Below are 25,283 nucleotides of genomic sequence, written 5' to 3'. Positions count from 1 at the left end.
TTCAGCGCGCCGCGGCATGTCCCTGGCGCAGCTTGTGACAAGCATCGCGCTTGCCCGCCAGAGCGCGTTCGACCTTCGCCCAGGCCTCTATGTCGGCAGCGGTGATCGTTTCCGCATCGGAAAATCGGACGGGGAAGGGAATGGGAACGGGCATATCGATGGTCAACTCATGAGGAAACATGATCTCGACTATAGTCTGTGCGGCTGTCAGGGGGATGTCCCGAACATTACAGACAGGCAATGAGGGCAGGACCGGCCATGACGATCGGATGCGAAACCATAAGTGCGCGGCGCGTGCTGTTCGTGATGGCGGTCGATGCGGAATATGGGCCGCATCTGCGCGCGCGCTTCACCCCGCTGCTGACCGGCGTCGGGCCGGTCGAAGCGGCGCTGGCCACCGGCATGGCGCTACAGGAACTGGCGCGGCAAGGGGCCTTGCCCGACCTTGTGGTCTGTCTGGGGTCGGCGGGATCGCGCCTGTGCCCGCTGGGCGACATATTTCAGGTGGCGAGCGTGTCCTGGCGCGACATGGATGCGTCGCGGCTGGGCTTCACAAAGGGGGTGACGCCGTTCATCGATCATCCCGTCGACCTGCCGCTGGCGACGCCGCTGGCCCTGCCCCTGGCCCGCCTATCGACCGGCGCGAATATCGTGGGCGGCGAGGATTATGCCGCGATCAACGCCGATATGGTCGATATGGAGACATTTGCGGTGGCGCGGGCCTGCGCACGCTTCAACGTGCCGCTGATGGGCCTGCGCGGCATATCGGATGGGCCGGGCGAACTGGACCATATCAACAGCTGGACGGCATTGCTGGGCCTGCTCGACGAGCGACTGGCGGCGGCGGTGGACCTGCTGCCCGACGCGCTGGCGCGCGCCGCCTGAAGCCCGCTAGTCGCCGTCGAAGGCGATAATTGCCTGCGCCGCGACGCCGTCCGCCTCCAGCGCCACCATGCCGCCCAGATCGGGCAGGTCGATGGCGAACAAGGCCATCAGCACGCTCGCGCCCTGCTCGCGCAGCAGTTGCGCCGCGGCCAGCGCCGTGCCGCCGGTGGCGATCAGATCATCGACCAGCAACACGCGCGCGCCGACCGGCACTTGGCCTTCATGCATCTCCAGCCGATCGGCGCCATATTCCAGGCAATAGTCGATGCCCACGGTCTTGCCGGGCAGTTTGCCCTTTTTGCGCACGGGCACAAACCCCTTGCCCAGCGCCAGCGCGAGGGCCGCCCCCAGGATGAAGCCGCGCGCTTCTATCCCAACGATCAGGTCCGGGTCGAGCGGCTGGGCGACAGCAGCCATGCGATTCACCAGGTCACGCAGGCCGTCCCCATCGGCCAGCAATGTGGTGATGTCGCGGAACAATATGCCCGGCTTGGGGAAATCGGGGATCGTGCGGACCAGCGCGGTCAGGCTGTCGGTGCTCATGGCCGTTCCCATAAAGAAAGGGCGCGGTTCCCACAAGGAACCGCGCCCCAATCTCTACCACCGTCCGTGACGGACTGGGGTCAGGCCGCCTTCTTCTTGTCCGCCCAGATATTCTGGTAGGACATATAGGCTAGGCCCGTGGCGATCAGCAGGAAGAAGATGGTCGCAAGCCCCGCACGGCGACGATTTTCCAGCTTCGGTTCGGCGGTCCAGGTCAGGAACGCGGCGACGTCCTGCGCCATCTGGTCCACCGTCGGCTTGGTACCGTCGCCATAGGTCACCTGGCCTTCGGCGGTCAGCGGCGGCGCCATGGCGAGGTTCAGGTTGGCGAAATAGGGGTTGTAGTGCAGCCCCTCAGGCGTCTTGGAGTCCGGGAACTCCTTGAGCAATTCGGCCGGTTGCGCCTGATAGCCGGTGATCAGCGAATAGACATAGGCGCTGCCATGATGGCGGGCCTTGGTCATCAGCGACAGGTCTGGCGGGATGGCATTATTGTTCGCCGCGGCCGCCGCGACATTGTTCGCGAAGGGCTTGGGGAAATAATCCGACGGCACCGGCTCGCGGGTGGAGGCTTCGCCCGTAGCCGGATCGACCGACGGGGTCTTGATCGCCCATTGCTTGGCGATCGCCTTCACTTCGGCTTCGTTATAGCCGAGCGCCGCGAGATCGCGGAAGGCGACGAACTTGAGGCTGTGGCAGGCCGAGCAGACTTCCTTGAACACCTGGAAGCCGCGCTGCAACTGCGCCTGGTCATATTTGCCGAGCGGTCCGTCGAACGAAAAGGACACATGCTTGGGCGGCAGGTGAAACTCATGTTCCACCGTGGGCACTGGCGGCTCGGAGACATAAGCCACCGCGCCGATCAGAAAGGAAATGAACAGCCAGCCTGCAAAGAAGAGGCCGACGAGGAATGCGCCAATGCGAACCATGGTCTTATCTACCCCTTATTCGGCCGGGACCGCGACGGTTTCGCCGTCGGTCTTGCCATATTTCGCCAGCACGGCCTCGGTGATGGAGCCGGGCAGCGGCAGCGGCTTTTCAAAGCGCGAGATCAACGGAAGGATGATCAGGAAGTGGGCGAAATAATAGGCCGCCGCGACCTGGCTCATCATCACATAGGGTTCTTCCGCCGGCGCGCCGCCCAACCAGCCCAGGATCAGCACGTCGATGACGAGAATCCAGAAGAACTTGTTGAAGGTCGGCCGATATTTGCCCGACCGCACCGGCGAGGTGTCGAGCCAGGGCAGGAAGAACAGCAGCAGGATCGACGCGAACATCGCCAGCACGCCCAGCAGCTTGGCGGGGACGAAGAAGAAGTCCACCGTGAAGGCGCGCAGGATCGCGTAGAAGGGCCAGAAATACCATTCCGGCACGATATGCGCGGGGGTCGAGAGCGGGTTCGCCTCGATATAGTTATCCGGATGGCCCAGGAAGTTGGGGGCGAAGAACAGCAGGATGGAGAAGGCGATCAGGAAGATGCCCGCGCCGAAGCCATCCTTGGCGGTATAATAGGGGTGGAAGGGCACAGTGTCCTGCGGCCCTTTCACCTCCACGCCGGTCGGGTTCGATGAACCCGGAATATGCAGCGCCCAGATGTGCAGGATGATGACGCCTGCAATCACGAACGGCAGCAGGAAGTGCAGCGAGAAGAAGCGATTGAGCGAAGCGTTGCCGGGGGCAAAGCCGCCCAGCAGCCAGGTCTGGATCGGCTCGCCCACGACCGGGATCGCACCGAACAGGCCGGTGATCACCTTCGCGCCCCAATAGGACATCTGGCCCCAGGGCAGGACATAGCCCATGAACGCCGTCGCCATCATCAGCAGGAAGATGACGAGGCCGAGCAGCCACACCATTTCGCGGGGCGCCTTGTAGGAGCCGAAATAGAGGCCGCGGAAGATGTGGAGATAGACCACGATGAAGAAGAAGCTGGCGCCGTTCGCATGGGCATAGCGCATCAGCCAGCCCGCATTGACGTCGCGCATCGTCTGTTCGACGGTGCTGAACGCAACCAGATCGTTCGCGCCATAGTGCATCGCCATGATGACGCCAGTGACGATCTGGATCACCAGCGCCAGACCGGCCAGCACGCCGAAGTTCCAGAAATAGTTGAGGTTGCGCGGCACGGGATAGCCCGCGCCCACGGCGTTATAGGCGAGACGCGGAAGCGGCAGCTTCTCGTCGATCCACACCATCACCGGATTTTTCGGCGTATATTGCTCAGCCCAGGGAAAGCTCATGGTTTCTTACCTCAGCCTACGAGAATGGCGGTGTCGGAAGTGAAGCTGAACTTCGGCACTTCCAGGTTCTTGGGCGCGGGGCCTTTGCGGATGCGCGCGGCGGTGTCGTAGGACGAGCCATGGCATGGGCAAAAATAGCCGCCATATTCGCCGCGATTTTCGCCCTCGCCCGCGCCCAGCGGCACGCAGCCCAGATGGGTGCAGACACCCATCGTCACCAGCCACTGCTTCTTGCCATCGACGGTGCGCTCTTCCAGCGTCTGCGGATCGCGCAGCGTGGAGGCGTCCACCTTGTCGGCCTCGGCGATTTCCTTTTCCGTCAACTGGCGCACGAAGAGCGGCTGGCTGCGGAAGGTGGTCTTGATCGCCTGTCCTGGCTGGATCGCGGAAAGATCGACTTCCGTCGATGCAAGCGCCAGCACGTCGGCGCTGGGGTTCATCTGGTCGATGAGCGGCAGCACGACGGCGACAGCCCCGACCCCCGCAAAGCTGACCGCGGCGATGTTGATGAAATCGCGGCGGCGCACGCCATCTTCGCCGGATGGACCCGTGCCGTCTATATGTTCAACGCTCGCCATGCACCTCTACCCTTGCAATAACGTCCCTGACCCCGCCGCAATGCCGTGACCGACTCTGTTTATCAAGGGATTTAGGGCGCCGTGCACATACGGTCCCCGCCTACCCCCCGGCGTGGTTTGCGCGCCTGATAACCGGACTGCGCGCTCTTTGCCAACAGCAAAGTCGCCCCCCTATGACAATTTGCCGCAGTGCATTATGGCGCGGGCCATGCGTATCGCCCTTTACCAACCAGAGATCGCCGGCAATGTCGGCGCGATCCTGCGCCTCGCCGCCTGTTTCGCCGTGCCCGTGGACATCATCATGCCGACCGGATTCGCCTTTTCCGACACCCGCCTGAAGCGCGCGGCGATGGATTATGGCGAGGCCGCGGACGTCACCCGCCACGCCAATTTCAGCGCCTTCGACGCGGTGCGTCGCGCGGAAGGCCGCCGCCTGCTGCTGATGAGCGCCCATGCGTCGCAGACATTGCCCGACGTGCAGTTCCACCCCGACGACGTGCTGATGATGGGATCGGAAAGCGCCGGCGTGCCGATCGAGGTGCGCGACCTGGCCGACATTCGTGTCCGCATCCCCATGGCGCCGGGCTTTCGATCCTTGAACATCGCCGTTTCCACGGGCATCGCCGTCGCCGAAGCCCTTCGCCAGACCGGAAAGTTTCCCCAATGACTGCCATCAACCCGATTCCCGCCGTGCCCTTCGCCCTCGATGCCCGGCAACAGGCGGCGCGCGGCTGGTTCGAATCGCTGCGCGACCGCATCTGCGCCGCGTTCGAGGCGATCGAGCGGGAGGCCGGCAGCGAAGCGCGCTTCGACTATGCCGCCTGGGACCGGGAGGCCGAGGGCCAGACGCCGGGCGAAGGTGGGGGCGGCGTGCGCGGCGTGATGAAGGGCAAGGTGTTCGAGAAGGTCGGCGTCAATGTCTCCACCGTGGGTGGCGAATTTGCGCCCGGTTTCGCCCAGACCATCCATGGCGCGGGCGATAACCCCGCCTTCTTCGCCACCGGCATCAGCCTGGTCGCGCATATGGCCAACCCGCATGTGCCCGCCGTGCATATGAATACGCGCTATCTGGTGACGACCAAGAGCTGGTTCGGCGGCGGCGCGGACCTCAATCCGCCCTTGCCCCGCGCGGAGGATACGGATTTTTTCCATGGCGTGTTCAAGGCCGCCTGCGATGCGCATGACGCCGATCATTATCCGCGCTTCAGGGCGTGGGCCGACGAATATTTCTTCATTCCCCATCGCGGCGTGCATCGCGGCGTGGGCGGCATCTTCTACGATCATCTGGAATGTGTGGACGACGCCGCGTTCGACGCCCATTTCGCCTTCACCCGCGCGGTGGGCGACGCCTTCCTGAACGCCTTCCCGCCGATCGTGCGGCGGCGCATGAATGATGCCTGGAGCGAGGCGGATTATGGCACCATGCTGGAATGGCGCGGGCGCTATGCGGAGTTCAATCTGGTGCATGATCGCGGCACTCTGTTCGGGCTCAAGACCGGCGGCAATATCGACGCGATCCTGATGAGCCTGCCGCCGATGGCAAGCTGGAGCTGACCCCATGGCGCTGACGCCGGTCGAACCGGGCATGGTGGCGACGATCGTCACCCATCTGGAGATGCGGGACCGGCCACGGCCCGCGCCGGTCCCGGTGGCCCCGCTGCGGCTGACGCCGTGGCAGACGCCCGATCTGGATGCCTACCGCACGCTGTTTCGCCGCGTCGGAACGCCATGGCTGTGGTTTTCGCGACTGGTAATGACCGATTCGGCGCTGACGGCGATTCTCCACGACCCGGCCGTGGAGGTCTATGCCGTCACCGACCCGCGCGGCACCGAAGTCGGCCTGCTGGAACTGGACTTCCGCTCGCTTCCCGATTGCGAACTCAGCTTCTTCGGGCTGGTACCGGAACTGGGTGGCAAGGGACTGGGTCGCTGGCTGATGGCGCAGGCCAAATCGCTGGCCTGGCGCAAGGGGGTGGAACGGTTCTGGGTCCACACCTGCACGCTCGACAGCCCGGCGGCGCTGCCCTTCTACATCCGGTCGGGCTTTGCGCCCTATCGGCGGGAGGTCGAGACGTTCGCCGATCCGCGACTGGCCGGCGTGCTGCCGCGCGACGCCGCACCGCATATGCCGCTGCTGGACACGCCATAGGCGGCGATCAGCGAAACACGTCCGCAATATCCTGCGGCTCCGCCTGACGGTACAGCCGCGCCAGCATCACCAGCATATAGACCTGCACGATGCTCGACACCGCCGCCCAGGCCAGGCCACCGGCCAGTCGTGCGCCTTCCGCCCCGGCGACCAGCCCGCCGAGCAGGCCGATAATGACCTGCGCCGCCGATCCGGCGATGGTGGACAGCAGCATCACGATGATGAGAAAGCCAAACAGCCGCCAGAAATAGCCGCGCGTCAGCGCCCAGGCCCGCCGCAGCGAGTCCATCACCCCCGCCTTGCTGTCGATCACCACAGGATTGAGCAGCGCCAGCCGGATGCTGGCGAAGAAGATGAGAGCGACGGCGCCAAAGCCCAGCAGCAGCCCGATCGTCGCCGCCAGTTGCTTTGACGCGAGCGATAGGACGACGCCAACCAACGCAGCGCCGACAACGACCGCCGCCACCGCGCCGACCACCACCAGCGCCGTGCCGATCAGCACCGGCAGGCGCGCGAAACTGAGGCGCAATGCCTCCCCCACGCTGATGCCGGGGCGCAGCGCCAGCGCGAACAGCGCCAGCGAGCCGAACCAGATGAGGATGATGGTCAACAGCATGGCAAGGCCAAAACCGGGCGGCATGGCGGGAATCGTGTCCGCCTTGGGCGCGGCGAACCAGGCCTGCAATTGCGGCGGCGTCATTTCCTGCAGGATGAGTCCGGGCAGCGCCACGAACAACAGCGCCACCGGGAACAGCAGGGTCGCTTCGCGCGCGACGAAAGCCACCGCTTCCTCCCACGCCTTGCCGATCGACATCGTCGCCATATCTATGCTGCCTACCCTGCCATGATGAAATGCGTCATGCTGAAAATCCGGCGCGAGACTTGATCGCTCGGCCCCGCCAAGTCAAGGAAGCGCCCCATGTCTGACCTTCCGCCTGACCTTCCGCCCGATCATCCTGCGCCCCTCCCCTTTCCCGACCATGTCGAATGGCGAATCGCCGCCGCGCCGGTCGATTATCCTACAGCGCTGGCCGATATGGAGGCGCGCGCCGCCGCCATCCATGAGGGGCAGGCGCAGGAGCGCGTCTGGCTGCTCGAGCATCCGCCGCTCTATACCGCCGGGACCAGCGCCGATCCCGCCGAACTCCTGTCCCCGCGCTTTCCGGTCTATGACGCCGGGCGCGGCGGACGCTATACCTATCATGGGCCGGGTCAGCGGATCGGTTATCTCAACATCGACTTGCGGGAACGCGGCAAGGATGTCCGCAATTTCGTCCATCATCTCGAAGGCTGGATGATCGCGGCGCTGAGCGACCTGGGCATCGCCGCGCGCCGGGCGGAAGGGCGGATCGGCATCTGGACCGACGATCCCGATGGCCGGGAGGCGAAGATCGGGGCGCTCGGCATCCGCGTGCGACGCTGGGTCACGCTGCATGGCTTTTCGATCAACGTCGATCCCGACCTGTCCCATTTCGGGGGCATCATACCCTGCGGCATCAGCGAATTTCCGGTGACCAGCGTCGCCGCCCTGGGCGGCAATGCGTCCATGGCGGCGCTCGACAGCGCGCTTCGCGATCATTTCCCGCTTTTTCTCAGTTGCTTGGCCCGTTGCGGCACAGGGGTTGAGCAATGCGAAGCGGGCGGCTAGGTTCGCGCCTTATTTCGCCGGGCGGGGACCGGGCCTGAACCCTCTATCAAGGAGACCCGGATGCGCCGGACGACCAAGACTGGATTTACCGCCGCGTTGTTGGCCGGTTGCATCGCGCTCGCGGCGTGTGGCGACAAGGAGCAGGGCGGGAACAAGGTGCAGATGAAGGATATGGAAGTGGTGGACGGCACCGCGACCGACGCCATGACCGACCTGGACGGCGTGCAGAGCGAAGGCACCGCCATCGCCCTGCCCAGCGGCAACGCCGCCGACAACAGCAGCGCGCCGGCCAAGCCTGCGACGGACAAAGCGCCCGCCGAGGAGGCGGAAGTGCTTTCCGACCAGTAAGCTGGCGCAATCGTTCAGGACTGATATGATAAGCGCATAATATCAAGGCGCTGGCCCCCACGCGCTTCCCAAGAGGCAGATTCGAATGACATTGCGTTCCCCGTTGAGCCGCGTGCTGGCCGGTTTTACCCTGGCGATCGCGCCCATGATCGCGCAGCCAGCATCGGCCCAGTTCTTCTGGTCGCCCCCCGACATGAGCGCACCGCCGTTGACCGACGACGCCGCCGCGGCCGCGATGGGCCTGCCGGGCGCCACGGCGGCGGAGGTCAAGGCCGGGCTGGCGTGGAATCTGCGAGCCGCGCTCAATGTCGCGGCGCTGCAATGCCAATTCGAACCAACCCTGCTGGCGATCAGCAATTATAATGCGATGATCGCCCATCATGATGCGGAACTGGACACGGCGCAGACCGTGCTGCTCGGTTATTTCCAGCGCACCGTGGCCAGGGGCAAGCCGGGACAGTCGGCGTCGGACATGTATAATACCCGCATCTATTCGGGCTATTCGACGGTACAGGCGCAAAAGGGCTTCTGCCAGGCCACGGCGGAAGTCGGACGGCAGGCGATCTTCGCCGAACGTGGCACGCTTAACGAAGTGGGGCGCGTCGGCCTTGGCTCGATCAAGAAGTCGCTGGTCGCGGCGGGCGAGCAATTTTACGGCACGCCGGGCTATGATTATGTCGTCGCCCTGCCCTCCTTCGCTCCCAAATGCTGGAAGAAGGGCGTTTTGCTGCCGGTCTGTCATCAGGCGTGGAACGACCGGACCGGCGTGCAGCCCTGATCGACTGACGTTTAACGCAGGCCCAGATATTTATGGGCCTGCACGGTCAGCCGCCATTGCGGCCGGTCCATCACCAGGGCGATCGCGGCGCGGGCATTGTCGGTCGCATGGGGATCGTCCAGCGGTTGCAGCAGATAGTGCTCGAACGCCCATCCCTCCATCGCGGCCACATCGGCCAGGCTGTGTCCGCCACCGGGCTGCGGCCAGACCAGCTTCAGTTCATGGCCGGACCGCTGCACGACGTCGCTGCCCGCCTTGGGGCTGATGCAGATCCAGTCGATGCCGGCATGGGCGGCGATGGTGCCGTTGCTTTCGATCGCGATGATGAAGCTGCGCGCATGGAGCGCATCGACCAGCGCATCATCGACCTGCAACATCGGTTCGCCGCCGGTCAGGACGATATAACGGCCCTCGCCGCCCGTGCCCCAGAAAGCCAGCGCGGCATCGGCCAATGCATCGGCGTCGGCGAACTTGCCGCCGCCCAGCCCATCGGTGCCGACGAAATCGGTGTCGCAGAAGCGGCAGACGGCATCGCGCCTGTCCTGCTCGCGCCCGCTCCAGAGATTGCAGCCGGCAAAGCGCAGGAACACCGCGCGCCGCCCGGCCTGAACCCCTTCACCCTGGAGGGTCAGGAACATTTCCTTGACCGCATAACTCATCGTTCAGGGCTGCACGGCATAGATGGTGGGATCGGGCAGGCCCGCTTCCTGATAACCCTTCGACCGCAGGCGGCAGCTGTCGCACAGGCCGCAATGCTTGCCGTCGGGCGTGGGATCATAGCAGGACCAACTGATGCCCGCATCCAGCCCCAGACGGTCGGCTTCGCGGGCGATGTCGGCCTTGCTCATATATTGCAGCGGCGTCTGGATGCGGATCGGATGGCCTTCCACCCCCGCCTTGGTCGCCAGCGTCGCCATCTTCTGGAAGGCGTCGATAAATTCCGGCCGGCAATCGGGATAGCCCGAATAGTCGAGCGCGTTGACGCCGATGAAGATGTCGCTCGCTCCAGCGACTTCGGCCAGGCCCAGCGTCAGCGACAGGAAGATGGCGTTGCGCGCGGGGACATAGGTGACGGGAATCTGGTCGCCCACCCCGCTCTTGGGCACGGCGATGTCGGCGGTCAGCGCCGATCCGCCGAACGCGGTCAGGTCCAGCGGCAGGACGATATGCCGGATCGCGTTGAGCGCTTCGGCCACGCGGGACGCGGCGCGCAGTTCGACCCGGTGCCGCTGATTATAGTCGATCGACAAAGCCAGGATACGATAGCCCTGCTCGCGCGCCAGCCCGCCGGCGACCATCGAATCGAGACCGCCCGACAGCAGCACGACGGCGAATTTTCCATTATTGGCAACCATGATTCCGCGCTACCGCCCGAAACGTCGCAGCGCAAGCGCAGCACGATCAGGCGTCACGATCAGGAACAGGCGCCGATGCGCCGCGCTTCCGCAGCAAAGGCGAAGGGCGCGCCCTGCGCCACCCCCTGCGACCGGATCTGGACCAATTTATTGGTTTCCACGCGCAGGTCGGTGCGGCCATTGCCCGCCGCCGCGCAATCATAGGTGATCGTGATCGCATGCGCTTCGTCGCTGATGATGAAGCTGCGGCAGAGCGCCTTGCCATGCTGAACTTGCAGTAACTGGCGCAGGTCGCTGACGCACAGCTTGCGCGTCTCCGCGCCTTCGCCACGGCCGCGCAATTCCCATTCGCCGGTTTCCAGCGTGCGCAAAGCCTGATGCGCGATCGGCGGCGTCGGGACGTTCGCCGCAGCCGCCATGGGGCCGATCCACGCTGCGGTCATCGCCGCCATCATCACCGCAACCGCGCCGAGCGCGTGCCGTTCCGCCCTCTTCATGATTCCGCTCTATCCTGTAGCCGGCCCTAAAGCCTCTTGCGGCCCATGGCCGCACACGCTGTCCATGCCGTCCAATTGCGGCATTTTCATAGCGCAAGCGGCCATGCCTGCCCCAATTACAAATAGCGTTAGCGAAACGATTGCCGGATCAATGGGCGACGAAACTGTCGAGCGCGAGCGGAAACAGGCGCGAGCAGAAAGCGCAATCCACGCCGATGATGCCCTGTTCGTCGGCCATGTCGATCCGTTCGCTGGCGGGAAATCGGCCGATCACGTCGCGAATATGATCAATGTCGCAGCGGCACCCCTTGGCGAGCGACGTGGGATCGGTCGCCCGCACCTCATCCTCCTCATGGAACAGTCGCCACACGATATCGCTCAGCGGAAGAGCCTCGTCGGTCAACTCGTCCGGCTTCAGCGTCTGGGCCAGCGCCTGCACATGCTCCCATTCCGGGTGATCGTGGCGCACATGCAGCCGCTCGCGCCCTACTTCGCCCTCCGGCAGATGCTGGAGCAGCATACCGGCCGCGACGCAGCCCGCGCCCTTGTCATGCCGGGTCGCGATCTGGATCACGCTGGGGATCTGTTCGGACTGGAAGAAATAATGTTCGGCGGCCTGCGCCAGCGACTGGCCCTCCAGCGGGACGATGCCCTGATAGCGCTCGCCGCTCACCGCCTGGTCGAAGGTGATCGCCAGATAGCCCTTGCCGAACAAGCCGAACAGAGTCGGATCGGCGCCCTGCTCGGCGAGGCGATCGGCATCGAATTTGGCGTAGCCGCGCAGGTCGCCATCCTTGTAATCGGCGACCAGCAGGCTGACGACGCCATTTTCGGTCTGCGCCTGCAAGGTCAGTTGGCCGTTCGCCTGTTTGAGCGTACTGCCCAGCAGCGCCGCCAGCACCAGCGCGGAGGCGAGCAGCCGCTCGATCGCGGGCGGATAGGCATGGGCGGCCAGCACCTGGTCCAGCACCGGCCCCAGCCGTACAAGGCGACCACGCGCATGACGCGAGGGGATGGTGAAGCCAAGGGCCTGGTCGAGATGGGAACTGGTCACGCTATTTCCTTCCGATCCCTCCGTCCCCCGAAAGCCGCGAAAGCCCGCCCTTCGCTCTTCAGCGCAGGACAGGCCCCGACGACTTCGAGGGATAACGGAAATTTAGCCCGAATATAAGGTCCGCCTACAGCTTTCCAAGCGCCCAGAGCAGCACCGATTTCTGAGCATGGATGCGATTTTCCGCTTCGTCCCAGATCAGCGACTGCGCACCATCGATCACCGCGCCAACCACTTCCTCGCCGCGATGGGCCGGCAGGCAATGAAGGAATTTGGCCTGCGGCTTGGCGCTGGCCATCAGTGCGGGCGTCACCTGATAGGGCATCATCGCCGCCAGCTTTTCTTCGGCGTGGGACTGGCCCATGGAGATCCAGGTGTCGGTGACGACGACGTCCGCGCCCGCCACCGCCGCTGCCGCATCGCGGGTCAGGCTGATGGTCGATCCTGCCGCGCGCGCCGCTTCGGCAAAGTCCGGATCGGGATCATAGCCTTCGGGAATGCCCATGCGCACATCGAATTTGAGCAGGCCCGCCGCCTCCACGATCGAATGGAGGACGTTGTTGCCATCGCCCAGCCAGGCCCATTGGCTGCCGGGCAGCGCCAGCCCATGTTCGACCACGGTCAACAGGTCCGCGACGATCTGGCAGGGATGCGACAGGTCAGTGAGGCCGTTGATGACCGGGACGGTAGCGTAATGGGCCATCTCCTCGATCTTGGCATGGTCGTCGGTGCGGATCATGATCGCGTCGGCCATGCGCGACAGGACGCGCGCGGTGTCGGCGATCGTCTCGCCCCGGCCGATCTGGCTGGTCGCGCCCTCCAGGATGAGGGACGAGCCGCCCAATTGGCGGATCGCCATGTCGAAGCTGACGCGGGTACGGGTGCTGTTTTTTTCAAAGATCATCGCCAGCGTGTGGCCGGCGAGCGGCGCGTCGGCATCGGCCGCGCCCTTCGGCTTGCCCGCCCGCGCGGCCTTCCGGTCGATGGCGTCGGCGATCATCGCGGCGATGGCGTCGCCGCCCGCATCGGAGAGATTCAGGAAATGCTTGGTCATTGGAAGTTTTCTCCGCTTCCAACCACCGTTCGTCCTGAGTAGCCCCTTCGACTGCCTGCAAAGGCAGTCGCTCAGGACAGGCATTGAGCGAAGTCGAAATGGCGTATCGAAGGATCAATGCTTCGATACGGGTCTTCGACTTCGCTCAGCCCCTACTCAGCACGAACGGGGCAGTATCAATCAGGCCGCCTGCGCCTCGGCGAAGGTCCGCGCGCCGGCGGAGATCTTCTCGATGCATTCGGCGATATGGCTTTCCTCGATGACGAGGGGTGGCAGGATGCGCAGCACATTCTGGCCGGCCGATACCGCCAGCAGGCCGTGATGGTCGCGCAGATGACCGACGAAGGCGCGCGCGTCATGCGCGTCCTTCAGCTTGACCCCCAGCATCAGGCCCATGCCGCGCACATCCTCGAACATGCCGTCATGATTGGGGATGAGCTGTTCCAGCGCGGACCGCAGGCGCGCGCCCATGGCGGTGACACGATCCAGGAAGCCATCGGCCAGCACTTCTTCCAGCACGGCGATGCCCACCGCCATGGCGAGGGGGTTGCCACCATAGGTTGAGCCATGGGTGCCGAAGACCATGCCCTTGGCCGCTTCCTCGGTTGCGAGGCAGGCGCCGAGCGGGAAGCCCGCGCCGATCCCCTTGGCCACCGCCATGATGTCCGGCGTGACGCCATATTGTTCGTGCGCGAAGAAAGTGCCGGTACGGGCATAGCCGCACTGAACCTCATCCAGGATCAGCAGCAGGCCATGCGCGTCGCACGCCTCGCGCAGGCCCTTGAGGAACGCCTGCGTCGACGGCGTCACGCCACCTTCGCCCTGAACCGGTTCCAGCAGGAAGCCTGCCGTATTGTCGTCGATCTGCGCCAGCGCGGCGTCGAGATCGTTGAACGGCACGACGGTAAAGCCGGGCAACAGCGGTTCGAAGCCGTCACGCATCTTGGGCTGGCTGGTCGCCGAAATGGTCCCCAGCGTCCGGCCGTGAAAGGCGTTGTCGAAGCTGATGATCTTGTGCCGGTGCGCTTGCCCGTTCGCATAATGATAGCGACGGGCGGTCTTGATCGCGCACTCGACCGCTTCGGCGCCCGAATTGGTGAAGAAGACGGTGTCGGCGAAACTGTTGTCGACCAGCTTCTGCGCGAATTGCTCGCCCAGCGGCATGCCGTAAAGGTTCGACACATGCATCAGCGTCGCAGCCTGATCCGCGATCGCCTTGACCAGCCTGGGATGGCCATGGCCCAGCAGATTGACCGCGATGCCGCTGGCGAAGTCGAGATAACGCTCGCCGCGCTCGCCGATCAGATAGCAGCCCTCGCCTCGCACCGGACGGACATCGCACCGGGGGTAAACGGGCATGAGCGGCGTAATCGACATGAGCCTTCCCTTTCTGGGTTGATGCTGCGCGTCCTGCGCGCGTTGAATATAACGCAAAAAGGCGGCCCCCGCCGGGCCGCCCTTGTGCGAGTGCCGCCTATACAGGGGGCATGTTTGGGGCGCAACCCCGCCCGGACGGGCGGCGTCGCACGACGATCAACGGCCGATCTGGTTCCAGGCGTCGGCGATTTCCGCAACGATGGCGTAGGCCTGATCGACCGGCTCGGCCGACCGTTCCTTGGCGCCGACCAGCAGCAACCGGCGCGCTTCGCGATAGATTTGCGCCAGACCGACCGAAATGTCGCCGCCCTTGTCGAAGTCCAGGCTCGATTCGAGCGCGAAGAGGATCGACATCGCCCGCGCCTGCTTGTCCGACACCTTTACCCGGTCGCCATTGCGTTCGGCCAGCGCCGCCGCTTCGAGCGCCTGGAGCAGTTCGTCGAACAGGATTTTCACCAATGCGTGCGGCGTCGCGCCTTCGGTGCGGCTGCCCGAATGGATGGCGGCATAACGGCGCGCCGCGCTGGCGCCTGCATAACCCTGATTATAGAACATCGACTGCGTCCCCGATTAACTATCGCTGTTGTTCCAGACCTCGATCTGCTGTTCGAGGTAGCTTTGTGTCGCCTTGAGCGCGCTGAGGCGCGTTTCCATCGCCGCGTAGATCTTGGTCAGATGCTCCTCATAATTGGTCATCTTCTCATCCAGATCTTCAAGCTGCTTGGTGAATTCCTCGGCCTGCGCGTCGTAGCGCGCCTGCGCCGTCTTGAGCGGACCATCCTCCTGCTCGATATTGTCGCGCACCGTGTCCATCAGGGCGGACAGGCCAGGGCTGGCCGTAGTCGACACCTTGGGGTTCACCATGTTGGTGACGCCTTCCGGGTCCGCCTCCATCGCCGATGCCAGCCGGGCCGTGTCGAGCGTCAACGTCCCGTCGCGATTGGTCGACACGCCAATGTCGGCCAGCGTTTTGTAGGTGCCGGTCGCCGCCAGCTGGGTCGATGTGATCGCCGCCAGCTGGCGCTTCATGTCGCGCACGCCGGCCACGCCGTTCAACACACCCGCGCTGGACGAATCCGCGCCGGTCGCCGTTGCGGTGTTCAGTGCCTTCATCAACGTATTGTAGGCGTCGACAAATTCCTTGAGCAGATCGGACAGGCCGGCCGTGGGCTGGCTCATCGACAGGGTCACGGTGGTGCCGGGCGACGCCTTGTTCAGGTCGATCCGCAGATAGGGGATCGCATCGTCGATCGTGTTGCTGGCATATTCATAGGCGACGCCATCCAGCGTCACCTTGGCATTCAAGGGAGCGGACGAACTGGTGAAGCTCATGCCGCCCAGGATGCTGCCGCTGTCGTCGGCGCTGGCGCTGATCGTGAAATCATTGTCGGCGCCGGTTTCGCCCTTGAAGACCAGGCGGGCGCCCTGCGTGTCGATGACGACGCGCGCGGTGACGCCGGTATTGGCGGCATTGATGGCGGCGGCCAGGCCGGCGAAACTATTGTTGCTCGAATCGAGCGTGATGACGGTGTCTTCGCCCGCCGCATTGGTGAGGGTGAAGCTGCCCGTGCCAATCACGGTGCTGCCGGTCGCGCCGCTGGTCGCGCCGGTCGAATAGACACGGGCGGACGCCAGTTGATCGACGGTCAGTTGGGCGGGCAGGCCGGCGGGGCTGCCGCCGCTCAGCAAGCTGACCGATGCGATGCTGGCGTCATTGGAGGCGACGGCGCCGGTATAATCGGCGCCGGACAAGACTTCGGTCAGCGCGTCGGCAAAGGTATCGAGCGAACTGATGGCGGAGGCCAGCGCGGAAATGCGCGAACTGTTGAGCGACTGCTGACTCGTGATCGCGGTCTGCTTGGGCTCGCGGGTCGCGCTCACCAGACTGGTCACCAACGCGGAGGTGTCGATCCCCGACCCTGCGTTGAGCGCCGTCAAAATGCTGCTGCCTACCGAAGTCATGCGCCGTCCTTTCAAGGGGATAGAACGGCGGTAGCGGCCAGACCTTTAGGAATGATTTGCGCTGCGCCGGAACGAGCGAAATCAGCCCGCGGACGTGGTGACCTGCTCGACCGTGGCGCGCGACACATGGGCGTGCGCCCCGTGGGCATAGGAGGCCCGCTCGACGATGCGCTTGGCCAGGACGGCGGCATGTTCCACCGCTTCCTTGCTGGCGGGCGGCAGCGGCACCAGCACCATGGGGCGCGGGATCATCGACTGGATCGCATCGACCGCATCATCGACGCCGCCGACGCCCGACTGAAGGTCCGCCAATATGTCGGCGATCCTGGCGTGCACCTCTACATATTCGGCGATGCTGGCGAGGTCATCGTCCACGACGACGCCGTCGCCCTGCGGGAACGCCTTTGTTGCCTGATTTGCGGGGATCTGGGTCGAACGACCGGGCGCCACAGGCTGAACAGCCTGGACGGGTATGGGCGGACGCGAAACGGCCCTGTCGACGGGCGTCAGTTCGCTTCTGGAAACATAATCGTTCATGACGCACCATCCTAATGCGTCCCCAATGAAGAGAATACGGACGAGCGCGGTTAAACTTTAATGCATCATGCGGATTTTTTCCGCAGCAGATAAAGGGCGACCGCAATGGAGATAAGGCCGGGTTTGGGCCGGTCCGCCATGCCGCCTATTGCTTCTGTCCATCCGCGTTGAACCGCAGATCTTCAGGCACGGTGATGAACGGCCGGTCCATCTCGGTCGCCATCTTGTTTTCCACGCGGAAGACGAAGGCGAGGACGGTCGCCACCGCCATATACAGGCCTTCGTTGACGATCTGCCCGGCGCGCGACGTGAAATAGACGGCGCGCGCCAGTTCGGGATATTGCAGGACGGTCACACCATTCTGGTCCGCCAGTTCGCGGATCGCCGCGGCGATCGCATCGCAGCCGCGCGCGACCACGACGGGGGCGGCATCGACGCCCGGCTTGTAGCGCAGGGCGACTGCGAAATGGGTCGGGTTGGTGATGATGACGCTGGCCTCCGCCACCGCCTGGCGCGTGGAGCCGTTCAGCACCTCGAACTGGCGGCGGCGCAATTGCCCTTTCATTTCGGGCGAGCCTTCGCTTTCCTTATGCTCGTCCTTGATCTCCTGCTTGCTCATGCCCAGCCGCTTGGCGCGCTGCATGATCTGGGCGGGGACGTCGATGCCCGCGATCAGGAACAGGCCGCCCGCCATCACCAGACAGGTCAGGATGAAGAGATTGCCCAGGTCCGCCATGGCGGGCGCGACGCCCATTTTGCCCAGCGCGGTGATCTGCGTCAGCCGATCCCATATGAACCAGATGCCGATGCTGCCGAGCAGGCCGATCTTGGCGATGGATTTCACCAATTCGATCAGGCCCTGCGTCCCGAAAATCTTCTTGAGGCCTGCACCGGGATTCATCTTCGACGCCTTGGGCGCGAAGGCGCCGGGGCGGAAGCCGAGTGAGCCGAGCAAGGCGGGCGCGGCGATCGCGGCGATGAAGGTCGCGAGCATCACACCGGCGGCCGGCAGGGCGATGGTGCCGAGCAGTTCGGCCCCGCGCGCGGCCGGCGAAAAATCGACGATATCCTCGCGGCGGAAGCGCAGCGCGTCGGTGAGCATGTCCGACAGGGCATCGATCAGCGACGGACCAGTGATCGCCAGCCACGCGATGCCCGCCATCACCACCAGCGCCGTGCCCAGTTCCCGCGACTGGAGGATGTCGCCCTTCTTGGCGGCGTCGTCCAGTTTCTTCTGGGTTGGTTTCTCGGTCTTTTCGCCGCCGCCGGGACTGTCCGCCATGGCTTAGCGTCCTTCCGCGATCGACTGGGCTTCTTCCAGCCCGGCCTTGAGCGAGGCGGTCATGCCTTCGGCCATGATCGGCGTGGCGATGGCCAGCAGGATCAGGCCCGCCATCATCGCCACCGGCATCCCGACCGCGAACAGGTTGAGCGAAGGCGCGGCGCGGGCCAGCATCCCCATCACCACCTGCACCAGCACCAGCGCAAAGGCGACCGGCAGCGCGACGGTGACGCCCGCCCCCAGCAGCGCGCCGCCAAAGGAGATCAGGCGCCAGACCGTGTCGTTGGACAATATGCCCGCGCCTGGCGGGATCGCCTGATAGCTTTGCACCACGAAGCTGGCGAGCAGCAGATGACCGTCCATGCCGAGCAGCAGGAAGGTGGCGAGGATCGAGAGGAAGGTGCCCAGCACCTGGGTCGACTGGCCCGACGAGGGATCGACCATCGCCGCGAAGTTCAGGCCCATGGCGTTGCCGATCGTCTCCCCCGCGACGAAGGCGGCGGCATAGCCGATCTGGACCGCGAACCCCAGAGCGAGGCCCGCCATGACTTCGCCCGCGACCATCATCACGCCTTCGAAGCTGGCGACGCCGTCCTGCGGCAGGGTGATGGTGACGCTGTTGAGCGCGGCGAGGCCCAGCGCCAGGCTGAGGATCAGGCGCAGTTGCAGCGGGACGGCGGGCGCGCCGAAGACCGGCGCAGCGATGAAGGCCGCGCCCGGCCGGATCATGGCGATCAGCCAGACCCAGAGCTGGTTTTCGACCCCGGCGAAGCCCGGCGCGATCATTGCCCGTTCCTCACTGGAGCAGGTCCGGGATGCGTTCGAAGATTTCGCGGGTGAAATCGGCGATCAGCACCATGATCGACCCGCCGAACAGCGCCAGCATACCGCCGACGACGATGATCTTGGGAATGAAGCTCAACGTCTGTTCGTTGATCGAGGTCGCCGCCTGCACCATGCCGATGATGAGGCCCGCGATCAGCGCCGGAATCAGCACGGGCGCAGCCGCCAGCGCCGTGATCCACAGCGCCTGTTGGGCCAACCCCATGAAGAAATCGGCATTTTCCATGGCCTACCGCACCAATGGATGGGGGAGAGGATGGCCGGTCATGTCGCGAAAGATCCCGCGAGCGACCCCATGGTCAGCGCCCAGCCATCGACCAGCACGAACAATAAGAGCTTGAACGGCATGGATATGATCGTGGGCGACAGCATCATCATGCCCAGCGCCATCAGCGTGGACGCGACGACCAGGTCGATGATGAGGAAGGGCAGGAAAATCATGAAGCCGATCTGGAACGCGGTCTTCAATTCGCTGGTGACGAAGGCGGGCAGCAGGATCGTGAAGGGGATGTCTTCGGGCGTGCGGAAGGCGGGCGCCTTGGCGAGATTCTGGAACAGCTTGAGGTCGCTTTCGCGGGTCTGCTTGGCCATGAAGCCATGCAGCACCTTGCCCGAACGACCGACCGCTTCCTCGATGCTGATCTGGCCCTTGCCATAGGGATCGAAGGCCTGGGCGTTGATCGTATCGATCGCAGGCCGCATCACGAACAGCGACAGGAAGAGGGTGAGGCCCACCAGCACCTGGTTGGGCGGCGTCTGTTGCAGGCCGAGCGCCTGGCGCAGCAGCGACAGGACGATAATGATGCGGGTGAAGCTGGTCATCATGAGCACGAGCGACGGCAGCACCGTCAGCAGGCTCATCAGGACGAGGATTTGCAGGCTGAGCGAAAGCGAGCGGCCGTCGCCCGAAATCTGGCCCATGGCGCGGCTCAATGCGCCGCCATTGTCGACGGGCGGTGTGGCGGCGGGTGCGGCCTGGGCAAAGGCGGGGACGGTGAAAAGCAGGACCGCAACAAGGATCATGGCCGCAAGGGCGGGCAACCACCGCCTCCACGGTCCGGCCTCAGCGCAGGCGGACATGATCGCCTTCCGCGATCTTCTCGATCCGGCTGCGGGTGACGGACAGGAGTATCTTCTTGCCCTCGAACTCCACCACGGCGAGCTTGCCGAAGGCGCCCATCGGCAGCGCTTCGAGCAGCTTCAAGGAACGGTCGCCCTGCCCCGCCATCATGCCGGGTTGATATTTGCGCCAGAGCCACAGCGCGCCAAAGGCCATGCCGCCCACCAGCGGCAGCAGGATCAGCAGTTTGACGAAATACCAGAACATGAAATGGCCTGCCCGCAGCTATGGTTAACAGCGCCTGCGATCCGCAGTTTCGCGACCGAAGGCAAGCTTAAAATCAGAAGCGGCGGATCAACCGCGCCGTTCGATCCCGGCGAGGCGATTTTCGGTCGCGGCGATGTCAACGATGCGGATGCCATAGCGGCCGTTGACCGTCACCACCTCGCCCTTGGCGATCAGCGCGCCGTTGACCATGATGTCGAGCAAGTCGTCGGCCTGGCGATCCAGTTCGACAATGCTGCCTTCTGCCAGGTCCATGACTTCGGCCAGGCGCAGCGAGGTGGAGCCGACCTCCACCGACATGCGGACCGGGATGTCGGCCAGCAGCTTGAACTGGCGATTATTGGTCATTTTGCTCAGCGGATCTTCGCCCCGGTCCATGCGGGGGGCTTCGCTCATGTCGCTCATTGATCGGGTTCCTGTGCAAGCTTTTCAATCTGGAAGGCGGCGCGGCCGTCCTGTTCACCGATCGTGCCATGCGCGACGATGCGGTTTCCGACGATCAACGGCAGCGATCGGCCGATGGTGACGGGAATGACGTCGCCGACCTTGAGCTGCATCAGCTCGGCCAGCGAGAGGTTGGGGCGCGCCAATACGGTGCGCGCGGGCATGCGGATGTCGCGCATCCGCCGGGCGATGCGGGTCTGCCATACGGGATCGCGCTGTTCCTCGTCCGCTGGCAGGTTGCTGCCCATCAGCGCCTCGACCCCGCGCAGCGCCGACAGCGGAAAGACGATGTCGATCGGCCATTCCTGTTCGCGGGTGATGGAGATGACGAAGCGTTGCAGCACCATCTGGTCGCCGGGCTGCGCCGACGCGGCATAGCCGACCGCGCTTTCGCGCAGGATCAGCCCCTGTTCCAGCGGCAGGATGTCGGCCCAGGTTTCGACCAGGCGGGTGACGATGCTGTCGGACAGGCGGGCGATCAGCCGGTCTTCGGTCGGCGTGAATTCGCCGCGCGCGGGCAAGGCGCGGTTGCCGATGCCGCCATAGAAACAATCGACCATGGTGGAGATCATCGCCGCGTCCATCCGCAGCAGCATCTGCCCTTTCAGCGGCAGCAGGCGATAGATGGACAGACTGCAAAAGGCAGGCACTTCCGCCGTCCATGCGGCGAAATCCAGCACGCGCGTATCCTGCGCCACGATATGCGGGCGCACGCCCGCGATCGGCTCGATCAGGGCGCGCATGCGCCGGCCGAGCTTTTCGCTCAGCCGGTCCAGCCCCGACAGCATGATCGGCGCCTGCGAATCCCCGCGCCCGAAGGCGTAGGTCTGTACGTCGTCCATCTTGGTCCCCTGCCCCATGGCGGATCAGGGGACGTCCTGATCCTTTGGCGCAGCGCCATTAATAACGAAAATGGTAAAATTGGGGTTAACAGGATGACGAGCGGCGCCAGTTCAGGGGCGCCGATGCGGCCGCCTTATTGAATGACGAAATTGGTGAAATAGACGTTGTCGATGCCGCCATAGCCGGTCTTCTGCTTCAGGACGTCGTTGATGATGACCTTGATCTTGCCCTGGAGCGCCTGCTTGCCCTGCGGGGTGTCCAGCACCTCCTGCGGCTGTTCCGCCAGCATCATCAGCATCTGGCTGCGGATCGGCATCTCATGCTGCTTGATCGCCGCGATCACGCGATAGTCATAATAGGTCGATACCGCGACGGAGATCTGGGCGAAGGCGTCGGTGTCCGACATGTTCGACGTGAAGGGCGCCTGGAGTTGGAAATAGGTGGCCTGGTAAGCGGTCGGATTGGCTGGCGTCGGCAGGTCGATGCCCTTGCCCGGCGCATGGCCCGCAGACACGGCATGGCTTTCGCCACCACCGGCATGGCCGCCGCCTTCGCCACCGCCGCCGCCGCCCGCTTCGCCAGCCCAGCCATGGGCGGTCGCGATCGCCTGCGCATCCTCACCGGCCAGCACCAGCACAGGCTTGTTGGGGTCTTCCTTCGGCCCCTCCGCCTTTGGGCTGAAGAAACCGGCGGCATAGAGCCCACCGGCGGCGCCCGCGCCACCCACGACGACGCCCACGACCAGCAGCAGGATCATCTTCATGCTCCCGCCCTTCTTTTTCTTGGCCTTTGGCTCGTCGCTCATATATCTGGTCCCCTACGAAAAGCGCTGGTCACGCATAGCGCGCGCGAACGGCACCGCCGGCGCTTTCGCCGACGTCCGTATGGTTAAGAACGGCAGCGTCACTTCCCGCTTTATGCCCCAGGGCGATATTTTCGCGTTGCTGGCCGTGGCCCTGCATATGCGACTGAGCGGACGATTGGCCGGGATTTTGGCCCATGCCCTGGCCTGCGCCCTGCCCCATGGATTGACTTGGATTTTGGCCCTGGCTGCCGGATTGCTGCTGCGACGAATTTTGGTTGCCGCTGCTGTCCGCACGCGCGGTTTCGGCGACATGGGGCGCGCGCTCTATCTTCACTTCGCTGATGCGCATGGCGGACAGGCCCGCGTCCAGCCTTAGCCGGTCGCTCTCCTGCCGCAAGGCCTGTTCGGCCGCCTCGGTCGCGACGGTCAGGCTGATGGCGGCGCCATCAGCGCCCTGTCGGATATCGACCTGGATCGGGCCGAGCTGGTCGGCGTTGATCTGAAACCGGCCCTGCGCCCCATTGGCCGACAGGCCGGCGACATCGCGCGCCAGCCCGTCGATCCACTGGCCCGAAACGCCCATATCGACAATCTGCGCGCCAAGACTGGCGGACAGGTCGATGGTCGGGATGACCGGCGCGGTGGGCGCGGTGGGCGCGAGCGGCTGGACGGTCGGCTGGACCAGCGGCGCCAGCGACGGGCTATCGTCGCTGATGGTTGTCCGCAGGATCGCTGACCCGACGTCGGGCGCCATGTCGCGGGCCGGCGCGGCGGTTTCAGGTCGGCGCGACGCGCGCAGGCTCATATGATCGCGCACCAACTGGAGCAGCGATACGGCTTCCGCGCGCGGCTTGACGGGAGCGGTCGGGATAGGGGCCTGTGCAACATCGGCGGGCAGATCCAGGGCTTCGGCGGTGGCGGGCGTGGCGGGCGCGACCAAAGAGGCTGGCAGGATTTCCGGGGTCGGTGCGACTAGGACCGCGACGGGCGGCGCAGCGGATACAGAGCCGGCCGTCGGCATCGACGCTGCCGAAGCGGGCTGGCCGGTCGGACGCAGGGCGTCCGGCGCAGGCGCAGCGGCGGGATGATCGGCGGCCATCATCGGCGCTTCGTCCGGCAATGTCGGCGCGACGCCTGGCGGAACGATTGTCGGAGCAGGCGACGCCGCCACTGCTGGAACAGCTAAGGCTGCGACTGGTGGCGTCGCGATCTGGGGGACCAGCGGCGCAGCGGATGCGGAGGCGGCTATCGGCATCGGGGTCGCCGGCACGGGCGCGGGCGCGGTGGCGGGATGGTCGGTGCCCCTGGCTCGCGCGTCGCCCGGCAGGGCCGGGGCCTCGCCTTGCGGAGCGATCGTCGGGACGGGCGACGCCACCGTTAGCGGGGCGGCCATGGCCGCGACTGGCGGCGTCGCGACCTGCGGGACCAGCGGCGCAGCCGATGCGGAGGCGGCTATAGGCTTCGAGGTTGTCCGCGCGGGCGGGGTAGCGGGATCGTCGATGGCCCTAGCCCGCGCGTCGTCCGGCAGCCTCGGCGCTTCGCCTTGCGGAACGATCGTCGCGACGGGCGACGCCGCCGCTGCCGGGACGGCCACGGCCGCGACTGGCGGTGTCGCGACCTGCGGGACCGGCGGCGCAGCGGATGTCGAGCGGGCCGTCGATATGGGGTTTGCCGAAGTGAGCGGGCTGGTCGGACGCGCGGCGTTGGACGCGGCGGCCGACTGATCAGCAGCGGGCATCCACGCTTCGGCCGTCAGCGGGGGCGCGGAGTCGTGCAGCGCGGCTATCGGCGCCGGTGAAGCCACCGTCTGGGCAGCAGGCGTTGCCGCCACAGCCGGGCCAGGGATGCTGGCGCTATCGAGGGGGGCGACCGGAGCTGGTTGCGCCATCCGCGCCGGGGCGCCGATCGAGGGCGCGCGGCGCGGCGCGGGCTTTACCTGTTCGGTCGGGGTCTGTTCAACTGGGGCGACGAAGAGCGGAAGGACCAAAGCCGGTGGCGCCATGACCATGACGATCGGCGGGGATGAAGACTGGCCATCATCTTGCGCGACGGCGTTCGCTTCGTGGCTGGGAAGCTCCTCGGGTTCTGGCGTGTCAGCCATGTCGATTGGCGGCGCGGGGTGGCGCGGCGCAGCGGGATGCGCCTTGAGCGACGCGGGCGCAGGGGCGGCCGGTTCGACCGGCGGCGTGGCGGGCGTGGCGGAGGATGCTGCTGCAGGCGATATAGGCTCTGCCGCCTGTTCCGGCGTCGGGGCGTCGGTCCCTGGCATGGGGGTGTCGGCCATTGTATCGACCTGCGCCGGAATCAGCGCGATCGACGCATCGACCTCTGCGAGCGACGCCGGGACGAGCGCAGCGCCGGCGAGGGGCCGCGCCTCTTCAGGCTTTTGAAATGAAACAGCGAGTTGGACAGGTAAATGGAGGTTTGCTGTCTGCGGTTCGGGTGCGACAGAGATTAAGGGAGGGGTCGCATCGGCAACGACAGGATGCCATCCTTTTCCATCATGGTCCTGATATTCAAGCATTTTTTTGGATGTCGCGACGGCATCCGCAACGATGAAGGCCGCGATGGTCGGCCGCGCGGTTGCCGTTGAGGCTACACCGACGCTGTTCAACATTTGCGCAAAGTCGCCGCCGCCCTCAGTCGGAATGGCGTCCGTCTTCACGCCCGACGACGCGGACGTAGCGAACAAAAGCGCCTTGAGGCTGGTCAGCATCGTCAT

Annotated in this window: 31 protein-coding genes; 7 read left to right on the top strand and 24 right to left on the bottom strand. The window is 65.2% G+C overall.

Annotation, left to right across the window (positions count from 1 at the left end):
• Window position 1: 1 nt before the first annotated feature.
• Window positions 2–154 carry a hypothetical protein gene (locus V473_RS23955; RefSeq protein ID WP_165363627.1) on the bottom strand — a complete coding sequence of 51 codons (153 nt, stop codon included), beginning with the start codon at window positions 152–154 and terminating at the stop codon, window positions 2–4.
• Window positions 155–258: 104 nt separating this feature from the next.
• Here V473_RS23955 and V473_RS02375 point away from each other — a divergent pair, with 104 nt between their 5' ends.
• Window positions 259–885 (top strand): 5'-methylthioadenosine/S-adenosylhomocysteine nucleosidase, encoded by a 627-nt coding sequence (locus tag V473_RS02375; RefSeq protein WP_066600106.1) that lies wholly within the window; start codon window positions 259–261, stop codon window positions 883–885.
• A 6-nt stretch (window positions 886–891) separates the two neighbouring features.
• On the opposite strand, the gene V473_RS02370 is transcribed toward V473_RS02375, so the two are convergent.
• The 4 genes from V473_RS02370 to petA all read right to left on the bottom strand — a co-directional run bounded on the left by V473_RS02370 (window position 892) and on the right by petA (window position 4,243).
• Entirely contained in the window at window positions 892–1,428 is a 537-nt protein-coding gene (locus V473_RS02370; protein ID WP_066600103.1) for an adenine phosphoribosyltransferase, read from the bottom strand.
• 80 nt (window positions 1,429–1,508) lie between these two features.
• Entirely contained in the window at window positions 1,509–2,357 is an 849-nt protein-coding gene (locus V473_RS02365; protein WP_066600101.1) for a cytochrome c1, read from the bottom strand.
• 15 nt (window positions 2,358–2,372) lie between these two features.
• Window positions 2,373–3,665: a cytochrome b gene (locus V473_RS02360; RefSeq protein WP_066600098.1), complete on the bottom strand. Its 1,293-nt coding sequence runs from the start codon at window positions 3,663–3,665 to the stop codon at window positions 2,373–2,375.
• Between the two features lie 11 nt (window positions 3,666–3,676).
• Window positions 3,677–4,243 carry a ubiquinol-cytochrome c reductase iron-sulfur subunit gene (gene petA, locus V473_RS02355; protein WP_066600092.1) on the bottom strand — a complete coding sequence of 189 codons (567 nt, stop codon included), beginning with the start codon at window positions 4,241–4,243 and terminating at the stop codon, window positions 3,677–3,679.
• A gap of 196 nt (window positions 4,244–4,439) precedes the next feature.
• On the opposite strand from petA, the gene V473_RS02350 reads away from it, so the two are divergent.
• From V473_RS02350 to V473_RS02340, 3 genes are read left to right on the top strand one after another with little or no spacing between them, the layout of a single operon-like run.
• Window positions 4,440–4,910, top strand: coding sequence for a tRNA (cytidine(34)-2'-O)-methyltransferase (locus V473_RS02350; RefSeq protein ID WP_082678953.1), 471 nt, complete (start codon window positions 4,440–4,442; stop codon window positions 4,908–4,910).
• On the top strand, window positions 4,907–5,797 hold the full coding sequence (hemF, locus tag V473_RS02345; RefSeq protein ID WP_066600090.1) for an oxygen-dependent coproporphyrinogen oxidase: 891 nt from the start codon (window positions 4,907–4,909) through the stop codon (window positions 5,795–5,797). Before V473_RS02350 ends, hemF begins: the two co-directional genes overlap by 4 nt.
• A gap of 4 nt (window positions 5,798–5,801) precedes the next feature.
• A complete protein-coding gene (locus V473_RS02340; protein ID WP_066600087.1) occupies window positions 5,802–6,392 on the top strand; it encodes a GNAT family N-acetyltransferase in 591 nt (196 codons plus the stop codon).
• 7 nt (window positions 6,393–6,399) lie between these two features.
• On the opposite strand, the gene V473_RS02335 is transcribed toward V473_RS02340, so the two are convergent.
• Entirely contained in the window at window positions 6,400–7,215 is an 816-nt protein-coding gene (locus V473_RS02335) for a DUF7847 domain-containing protein (protein WP_066600083.1), read from the bottom strand.
• Window positions 7,216–7,311: 96 nt separating this feature from the next.
• Between V473_RS02335 and lipB the strand changes: the two genes are divergently transcribed.
• From lipB to V473_RS02320, 3 genes are all read left to right on the top strand, one after another.
• Window positions 7,312–8,040 carry a lipoyl(octanoyl) transferase LipB gene (gene lipB / locus V473_RS02330; RefSeq protein WP_066600077.1) on the top strand — a complete coding sequence of 243 codons (729 nt, stop codon included), beginning with the start codon at window positions 7,312–7,314 and terminating at the stop codon, window positions 8,038–8,040.
• 60 nt (window positions 8,041–8,100) lie between these two features.
• Window positions 8,101–8,388: a hypothetical protein gene (locus tag V473_RS02325; protein WP_066600074.1), complete on the top strand. Its 288-nt coding sequence runs from the start codon at window positions 8,101–8,103 to the stop codon at window positions 8,386–8,388.
• A gap of 85 nt (window positions 8,389–8,473) precedes the next feature.
• A complete protein-coding gene (locus V473_RS02320; protein ID WP_066600071.1) occupies window positions 8,474–9,166 on the top strand; it encodes a hypothetical protein in 693 nt (230 codons plus the stop codon).
• Between the two features lie 11 nt (window positions 9,167–9,177).
• Here the strand turns inward: V473_RS02320 and queE are convergent, their stop codons facing one another.
• From queE to V473_RS24335, 18 genes are all read right to left on the bottom strand, one after another.
• A complete protein-coding gene (gene queE / locus V473_RS02315; protein WP_066600069.1) occupies window positions 9,178–9,825 on the bottom strand; it encodes a 7-carboxy-7-deazaguanine synthase in 648 nt (215 codons plus the stop codon).
• 3 nt (window positions 9,826–9,828) lie between these two features.
• On the bottom strand, window positions 9,829–10,521 hold the full coding sequence (gene queC / locus V473_RS02310; RefSeq protein ID WP_066600067.1) for a 7-cyano-7-deazaguanine synthase QueC: 693 nt from the start codon (window positions 10,519–10,521) through the stop codon (window positions 9,829–9,831).
• 59 nt (window positions 10,522–10,580) lie between these two features.
• Entirely contained in the window at window positions 10,581–11,018 is a 438-nt protein-coding gene (locus tag V473_RS02305) for a DUF3617 domain-containing protein (RefSeq protein ID WP_066600065.1), read from the bottom strand.
• Between the two features lie 148 nt (window positions 11,019–11,166).
• Window positions 11,167–12,072 carry an Hsp33 family molecular chaperone HslO gene (gene hslO / locus V473_RS02300; protein ID WP_066600063.1) on the bottom strand — a complete coding sequence of 302 codons (906 nt, stop codon included), beginning with the start codon at window positions 12,070–12,072 and terminating at the stop codon, window positions 11,167–11,169.
• Window positions 12,073–12,196: 124 nt separating this feature from the next.
• Window positions 12,197–13,123 (bottom strand): ornithine carbamoyltransferase, encoded by a 927-nt coding sequence (argF, locus tag V473_RS02295; protein ID WP_066600061.1) that lies wholly within the window; start codon window positions 13,121–13,123, stop codon window positions 12,197–12,199.
• A gap of 180 nt (window positions 13,124–13,303) precedes the next feature.
• On the bottom strand, window positions 13,304–14,500 hold the full coding sequence (locus V473_RS02290) for an aspartate aminotransferase family protein (RefSeq protein WP_066600058.1): 1,197 nt from the start codon (window positions 14,498–14,500) through the stop codon (window positions 13,304–13,306).
• Window positions 14,501–14,656: 156 nt separating this feature from the next.
• A complete protein-coding gene (locus V473_RS02285; protein ID WP_066600056.1) occupies window positions 14,657–15,055 on the bottom strand; it encodes a flagellar export chaperone FliS in 399 nt (132 codons plus the stop codon).
• Between the two features lie 15 nt (window positions 15,056–15,070).
• On the bottom strand, window positions 15,071–16,462 hold the full coding sequence (gene fliD, locus V473_RS02280; protein ID WP_066600055.1) for a flagellar filament capping protein FliD: 1,392 nt from the start codon (window positions 16,460–16,462) through the stop codon (window positions 15,071–15,073).
• Window positions 16,463–16,543: 81 nt separating this feature from the next.
• Complete coding sequence (locus tag V473_RS02275) at window positions 16,544–16,999, bottom strand: hypothetical protein (RefSeq protein WP_066600054.1); 456 nt, start codon at window positions 16,997–16,999, stop codon at window positions 16,544–16,546.
• A gap of 145 nt (window positions 17,000–17,144) precedes the next feature.
• The gene (gene flhB / locus V473_RS02270; protein ID WP_066600052.1) at window positions 17,145–18,281 is read right to left on the bottom strand and encodes a flagellar type III secretion system protein FlhB; all 1,137 of its coding nucleotides are present in this window, start codon (window positions 18,279–18,281) and stop codon (window positions 17,145–17,147) included.
• A 3-nt stretch (window positions 18,282–18,284) separates the two neighbouring features.
• Entirely contained in the window at window positions 18,285–19,067 is a 783-nt protein-coding gene (fliR, locus tag V473_RS02265) for a flagellar biosynthetic protein FliR (RefSeq protein ID WP_066600050.1), read from the bottom strand.
• A 10-nt stretch (window positions 19,068–19,077) separates the two neighbouring features.
• Complete coding sequence (gene fliQ / locus V473_RS02260; protein ID WP_066600048.1) at window positions 19,078–19,350, bottom strand: flagellar biosynthesis protein FliQ; 273 nt, start codon at window positions 19,348–19,350, stop codon at window positions 19,078–19,080.
• Window positions 19,351–19,388: 38 nt separating this feature from the next.
• Window positions 19,389–20,147: a flagellar type III secretion system pore protein FliP gene (gene fliP, locus V473_RS02255; RefSeq protein WP_066600045.1), complete on the bottom strand. Its 759-nt coding sequence runs from the start codon at window positions 20,145–20,147 to the stop codon at window positions 19,389–19,391.
• A gap of 40 nt (window positions 20,148–20,187) precedes the next feature.
• On the bottom strand, window positions 20,188–20,451 hold the full coding sequence (locus tag V473_RS02250) for a FliO/MopB family protein (protein WP_066600044.1): 264 nt from the start codon (window positions 20,449–20,451) through the stop codon (window positions 20,188–20,190).
• A gap of 87 nt (window positions 20,452–20,538) precedes the next feature.
• Entirely contained in the window at window positions 20,539–20,874 is a 336-nt protein-coding gene (gene fliN / locus V473_RS02245) for a flagellar motor switch protein FliN (protein WP_066600042.1), read from the bottom strand.
• Complete coding sequence (locus tag V473_RS02240; protein WP_066604893.1) at window positions 20,871–21,755, bottom strand: flagellar motor switch protein FliM; 885 nt, start codon at window positions 21,753–21,755, stop codon at window positions 20,871–20,873. Before V473_RS02240 ends, fliN begins: the two co-directional genes overlap by 4 nt.
• A gap of 134 nt (window positions 21,756–21,889) precedes the next feature.
• Entirely contained in the window at window positions 21,890–22,561 is a 672-nt protein-coding gene (locus V473_RS02235; RefSeq protein ID WP_066600041.1) for a flagellar basal body-associated FliL family protein, read from the bottom strand.
• A gap of 28 nt (window positions 22,562–22,589) precedes the next feature.
• Entirely contained in the window at window positions 22,590–25,283 is a 2,694-nt protein-coding gene (locus V473_RS24335) for a flagellar hook-length control protein FliK (protein WP_066600036.1), read from the bottom strand.

The organism is Sphingobium cupriresistens LL01, assembly GCF_001046645.1.
GTDB lineage: Bacteria > Pseudomonadota > Alphaproteobacteria > Sphingomonadales > Sphingomonadaceae > Sphingobium > Sphingobium cupriresistens.
This window is presented reverse-complemented; position numbering and strand designations above follow the sequence as displayed.